General features: G+C 70.2%; 6 protein-coding genes. All 6 read right to left on the bottom strand.

Going from position 1 to position 6,089, the window contains the following annotated elements; all coding sequences use genetic code 11:
* Positions 1 to 309: 309 nt before the first annotated feature.
* Positions 310 to 1,650 carry a S41 family peptidase gene (locus FV228_RS18200; protein ID WP_147855916.1) on the bottom strand — a complete coding sequence of 447 codons (1,341 nt, stop codon included), beginning with the start codon at positions 1,648 to 1,650 and terminating at the stop codon, positions 310 to 312.
* Complete coding sequence (locus tag FV228_RS18195) at positions 1,650 to 2,954, bottom strand: peptidoglycan DD-metalloendopeptidase family protein (protein WP_246693946.1); 1,305 nt, start codon at positions 2,952 to 2,954, stop codon at positions 1,650 to 1,652. Before FV228_RS18195 ends, FV228_RS18200 begins: the two co-directional genes overlap by 1 nt.
* Positions 2,955 to 3,023: 69 nt before the next feature.
* Entirely contained in the window at positions 3,024 to 3,518 is a 495-nt protein-coding gene (gene rlmH, locus FV228_RS18190; protein ID WP_147855914.1) for a 23S rRNA (pseudouridine(1915)-N(3))-methyltransferase RlmH, read from the bottom strand.
* Between the two features lie 302 nt (positions 3,519 to 3,820).
* Entirely contained in the window at positions 3,821 to 4,171 is a 351-nt protein-coding gene (rsfS, locus tag FV228_RS18185) for a ribosome silencing factor (protein WP_147855913.1), read from the bottom strand.
* A gap of 96 nt (positions 4,172 to 4,267) precedes the next feature.
* Positions 4,268 to 4,942: a nicotinate-nucleotide adenylyltransferase gene (locus FV228_RS18180; RefSeq protein WP_281406506.1), complete on the bottom strand. Its 675-nt coding sequence runs from the start codon at positions 4,940 to 4,942 to the stop codon at positions 4,268 to 4,270.
* A gap of 34 nt (positions 4,943 to 4,976) precedes the next feature.
* Positions 4,977 to 6,089 (bottom strand): glutamate-5-semialdehyde dehydrogenase (locus tag FV228_RS18175; RefSeq protein WP_147855912.1); only part of this gene is annotated, 1,113 nt, incomplete at its 5' end.

The following is a 6,089-nucleotide window of genomic DNA, read 5'->3' as shown; positions in this document are numbered from 1 at the left end:
GGCGAGCGCCCCCGCGGCGATCCTCGGCCGGCGCAGCGGCGCGACGAGGCGTGCGAACCGACCCTGGGGCCGCTCCGGCGCCTGCGCCTCCGGCACCCCGAGGGGGCGCGTGAGGATATCGTCGGTGGACTCGGTCAAGCGGCACTCGATGCGGAATCGCGTCCCACGCCCGATAGCAGCGGCGCGAATCCCATCACGTATTGCCCGTCGGTATGGTTAATCTTCCGCTAACATCGCTGTTCGACACGAAAAACCCCGCCCGGCTGGCCTGCCGGGCGGGGTGTTTTGGTCTTGGTCGGTGAACAGAAATCAGTTCGGCAGGCTGGGCTTCTGCTGCTGGGCGGGGGTGCCGCTGTTGGCGGCGCCCTTCTGGATGCCGTGCAGGAAGTCGATGGCCGACAGGAGCTGCTTGTCCTTGGCGGGGTCCGGCGGGATGTAGGCGGAGGAACCGCCGCGCTCGTCGGTATCCTTCTGCTTCAGGTGGCCCTTCAGCCCGGCCTCGCCCTTGGTCTCGTCCTTGCCCTTCAGCTCGTCGGGCACGTCCTGCAGAACCTCGATGTCGGGCTCGATGCCCTTGGCCTGGATCGAGCGGCCCGACGGCGTGTAGTAACGCGCCGTGGTCAGCCGCAGGGCGCCGGAGCCGCCGAGCGGAATGATCGACTGCACCGAGCCCTTGCCGAAGGAGCGCGTGCCCATGATGGTCGCGCGCTTGTGGTCCTGCAGGGCGCCGGCCACGATCTCGGAGGCCGAGGCCGAGCCGCCGTTCACCAACACCACCACCGGCTTGCCCTTGGTCAGGTCGCCGGCCTTGGCCGAGAACCGCTGGGTCTCGTCCGGGTTGCGGCCGCGGGTTGAGACGATCTCGCCGCGGTCGAGGAAGCCGTCCGAGACCATCACGGCCTGGTCAAGCAGGCCGCCTGGGTTGTTGCGTAGGTCGACCACGTAGCCCTTGAGCTTGTCGGCCCCGATCTCGCTCGAGAGCTTGTCGATCGCCGCCCGCATGCCGTCGAAGGTCTGCTCGTTGAACTGGGTCAGGCGGATGTAGGCGACGTCGCCGCCCTCCACCTTCGAGCGCACCGGCTTGATCTTGATCACGTCGCGGGTGAGCGTGACGTCGATCGGGTCCTTCGACTCCTTGCGGGAGATCTTGAGCTTCACGGCCGAGTTCACCGGGCCGCGCATCTTGTCGACCGCCTGGTTCAGGGTCAGGCCCTGGACCTGGTCGTCGTCGATCTGGGTGATGATGTCGTTGGCCAGCAGGCCCGCCTTGGCGGCGGGAGTGTCGTCGATCGGCGTGACGACCTTGATCAGGCCGTCCTCCATGGTGACCTCGATGCCAAGCCCGCCGAACTCGCCGCGGGTGGTGGTCTGCATGTCACGGAACGCCTTGGCGTCCATGTAGCTCGAATGCGGGTCGAGCGAGGTCAGCATGCCGTTGACGGCCGCCTCGATCATCTTCGATTCGTCGGGCTTCTCGACGTAGTCGGTGCGGACCTTCTCGAAGACGTCGCCGAACAGGCTCAGCTGGCGATAGGTCTCGGCGGAAGCGGCCACGGCCCGCGGTCCCGACAGGAAGTCGGTCTGGGTCGCCACCATGGAGGTGCCGGCACCCAGGAAGGCGCCGAGCATGATCAGGGACGTCTTGCGCATCAGCCGCGAACCTTCTCGCCAAGTATCTTGTCACTGGGGCTCTTCGCCCACCACGGCTCCGGATCGACGGAGCCGCCGTCCTTCTTGAACTCGACGTACAGCGATGGATCGCCCTCGGACCCCGACGGGCCCGCGCCACCCTCGCCCATGCTGCCCACCGGCTCACCCGCAAGAACGAACTGGCCGACCTCTACGCTAATCTGATCCATCCCCGCCAGCAGAAGATAGTAGCCGTCGCCCGCGTCGATGATCAAGAGACGCCCATAGGACCGGAACGGCCCCGCGAACTTGACCCAGCCGTCGGCCGGTGAGGAGACCAGCGCCTTCGGCCGCGTCGTGAAGGAGACGCCCCGGGTGATCCCGCCGTTGCCGTCGGGCTGGTTGAAGCCCCGCGCCAGCCGCCCGCTCACCGGCCGCGGCACTTCGCCCCGCGCCTCCGCGAAATGCACCTTCGGGGCCAGGCGCGCCGGATCCCGGAATCCGGCCGCGGCGAAACGTTCCTGCGTCACCCGGGCCTCGCGCTCGGCGGCCGCCTTGGCCTCGTCGGCGGAACGCCGGGTCGCGGCGACCTCGGCCTCGGTTCGGTCGAGCAGGTCCTTGAGGGATTTCGCCTGGGCGCCGAGCTCGGCCGCGCGCTTGCGCTCCGCGGTCAGGCCGCTCTCGACCTCCGCCTGCCGGGCGCGCCGGGCGGTGAGGAGCGCCTGCAGGCGCTGCTGTTCCCGGGCCCAGCCGGCGAGGTCGTTGGCCAGCCCCTCCTTGTCCTGCGCGATCAGGCCGCGCAGGCGGATCATCTCGGCGAGGTCCGCGGCCAGGGTATCGACCTCGCCGCGCAGCTCCGGCACCACGGCGCCGAGCAGCATCGAAGTTCGGATGACCGCCAGCACGTCCTCCGGGCTCACCAGCACGGCCGGGGGCGGGCGGCGGCCCATCCGCTGGAGTGCCGCCAGGATCTCGGCGACGATGCCGCGGCGGGCGTGCAGGGACCGGCGGATCGCGGCCTCGCTCTCGGTCATCGCCTTCAGGCGTTCTTCCAGGCGGCTCAGCCGGTCCTCGGTGGCCTGCGCCTGGCGTCCGGCATCCAGTAGGGCGCTGTCGAGCTTGGCCCGGTCCGAGCCGATGGCGGCGATCTCGCCCTCGAACTGCGAGCGCTGACCTGCGCTGGCGGCCAGCGCATCCTGGACACGCTTGAGATTCTCGGCCCGCCTGTCGCGCTCCTCGTTGGCGCGCTGGATTTTCTCGGATTCTGCGTTCGTTGCCGGATCCTCGGCCCGCGACGGGACCGCCACGCCGGCGATGGCGAGCATCAGGACGGCGCGCAGAGCCGACCTTTGGAAGACACCGATCCTGGCACCATCGTCGTTCCGCACGGTGCCCTAGCCCGGCTCGCCGCGATGATACGGGTGGCCGGCCAGAATGGTCAGGCTGCGATAGATCTGTTCCAGGGCGAGCACGCGCACGAGTCCATGGGGCAGGGTGGCAGCCCCGAAGGACAGGATCAGCTCCGCCTTCGTCCGAATTGAGGCATCGAGGCCGTCCGGCCCGCCGATCGCCACCACCAGGGCCGGCCGGCCGGCGTCGCGCCATCCGGCGATCCGCTCGGCCAGGGCTTCGCTGGCGATGTCCGAGCGGCCGCGCTCGTCGTAGGCCACTAGCACTCCGCCGGGCGGCAGATGGCTCAATAGGGCGGACGCCTCCTCGGCGCAGCGGTCCGGCGCCCGGCGGGCCCGGGATTCCACGATCTCGACGCCGTCGCAGGCGGGGAAGCCGAGGCCGCGGCCGAGCTGTGCAGCGCGGTCGCGATACCGGGACGCGAGCTCACGCTCCGGTCCGGCCTTCAGACGGCCGATCGCTGCCAGGACGAGGCGCACGGGAAGGGGTCTCTTGCTGTGTTCGAAAGGGTTCGACCACGCCTGTCCAATCCCCACCCTCGCCCCGAGGGATCCGCGTCAGCGGGCCCCGAAGGAGGTTTCCGGGGATCGCCGCGACGCCTGGAGATCTCCTTCGCGGCGGGTTTGCCGCACCTCAGGATGAGGGGGTGGGCGGGACAGACGTCGCCTCACCGTCATCGCGAGCGCAGCAAAGCAATCCAGCGCGGTGCGCGGTCCTCGAAGGTGGCGCATCACCGGGTTGCGTCGCTGCGCTCGCAACGACGGCGCGGGTCGGCGAACCGCTAGTCCGCCGCTAGTCCGAGCGGGCGGTCCGCGCCCCACATCTTCTCAAGGTTGTAGAAGCCGCGCACCTCGGGACGGAAGATGTGCACGAGCACGTCGCCGGCGTCGATCAGGACCCAGTCGCAGGCCGGCATGCCCTCGACCCGGGCGTTGCCGTAGCCACGAGTCTTCATTTCCTGAATGAACTTGTCGGCGATCGAGCCGACATGGCGTTGCGACCGGCCGGACGCGATGATCATCGTGTCGGCCAGCGAGGTCTTCCCCGCCAGGTCGATCGCGATCGTCTCCTCGGCCTTCATCTCGTCGAGGCACGAGAGGGCGAGCGCCTTCAGGTCGTCCGAGCGCGCCATGCCGGGCTCTTCCGGAACGGGGGCGTTGGTGCGGATGGTCTCCGTGTGAATAGTCTCGGGCAGCGTCCTGATTCCTCGTGTTGCCGCGCCGCCCTCTCAGGGCACGCGAACCGGTATGAAATTGGCGGTAACGTGCGGCGATTGCAACTGCGTCGCGTGCGGAGGCCCCGGAGTCCCCCCGCGCTCGTTGCGGATCTCGGTCGACGACAGGGGCGATCGGGGTCCGTGGAGGAACGTCCAGGCCGGCGGCGCGCGCGCAGACAGGGTGTGCGCCGCCGCCTCCGGCACCCGGGCCTGCGCCAGCCGATGGGCCGCCCGGGCACTCAGAGGCGTCATCGTGTAGCCGGGCCGGTCGATGATCGCGATGGGGACGAGCCGCGCGATCTCCGCGAAGCCCTTCCAGCGGTGGAAGGTGGCGAGCGAATCCGCCCCCATGATCCAGACGAAGTGCACCCCGGGGCAGCGGCGGGTCAGGTAACGCAGGGTCTGGACCGTGAAGCGCACGCCCAGGGCCGCCTCGATGCCGGTCACAGCGATGCGCGGATGCCGGGCGATGTCGCGGGCCTGCGCGCAGCGCGCTTCCACGGAGGGCAGGGCGATCCGGCTCTTGAGCGGGTTGCCCGGGCTGACCAGCCACCAGACCCGATCCAGCCCGAGCCGCCGCAACGCCGTCACGGTGACGTGGCGGTGGCCGCGATGGGCCGGATTGAAGGATCCGCCGTAGAGGCCGATCCGCATGCCGGGAGCGCTCGGCGGCAGGGTCAGCCGCACGCCGGGACTTCTGGGGCCATCGCCTCGGACGGGATCACGGGCGGATCTGGCCGCTGCCGTGGACCCGGTACTTGAACGTGGTCAGCTGCTCCACGCCCACAGGGCCGCGGGCATGCATCCGACCGGTGGCGATGCCGATCTCGGACCCGAAGCCGAACTCGCCGCCGTCGGCGAACTGGGTCGAGGCGTTGTGGGTGACGATCGCCGAATCGACCTCCGCCAGGAAGCGCGTGGCCTCGGCGCGGTCGCCGGTGATGATCGCGTCGGTGTGATGCGAGCCGTAGGTCTCGATATGCTCGATCGCCGCGTCGATCCCGTCGACCACGCGGGCCGCGATGATCGCGTCGAGATACTCGGTGTGCCAGTCATCCTCGGAGACCGCGGTCACCCGGGAATCCACATTCTGGACCTCGGCATCGCCGCGCACCGCGCAGCCGACATCGAGCAGGGTGCGGACCAGGGGGGCGAGGTGGGTCGCCGCGCAGGCGCGATCCACCAGCAGCGTCTCGGCCGCGCCGCAGACGCTGGTCCGGCGCATCTTGCTGTTGAGCACCACGGCCAGCGCCATGTCGAGATCCGCCCCGGCCGCGACGTAGACGTGGTTGACGCCGTCGAGATGGGCGAAGACCGGCACCCGCGCCTCGGCCTGGACACGCTCCACGAGGCCGCGCCCGCCCCGGGGCACGATCACGTCGATGCAACCGTCGAGGCCGCCGAGCATCAGCCCGACCGCGGCACGGTCCCGGGTCGGGACCAACTGGATCGCGTCGGCCGGCAGGCCGGCCTCGGCCAAGCCCTCGCTCATCGCCTTCGCGATGGCCATGGCACTGCGATGGCTGTCCGAGCCGGCGCGCAGGATCGCGGCGTTGCCGGCCTTGAGGCAGAGTGCGCCGGCATCCGCTGTGACGTTGGGGCGGCTCTCGAAAATCACGCCGATCACGCCGAGCGGCACCGCGATACGCTCGATCAGCAGGCCGTTCGGCCGCTCGATCGCGGCGAGCTGGCGCCCGACCGGATCGGCCAGGGAGCCGACCTTATCGACGGAATCCGCGATCGCCGCGACGCGGCCGGCATCGAGGGCGAGCCGGTCGATCAGGGCGGCGCTCTGGCCGGCCTGGCGGGCGGCGGCGACGTCGCGGGCGTTCTC

Origin of the sequence: Methylobacterium sp. WL18 (genome assembly GCF_008040015.1) — a bacterium.
In the GTDB taxonomy this organism is placed as follows: Bacteria; Pseudomonadota; Alphaproteobacteria; order Rhizobiales; family Beijerinckiaceae; genus Methylobacterium; species Methylobacterium mesophilicum.
This window is presented reverse-complemented; position numbering and strand designations above follow the sequence as displayed.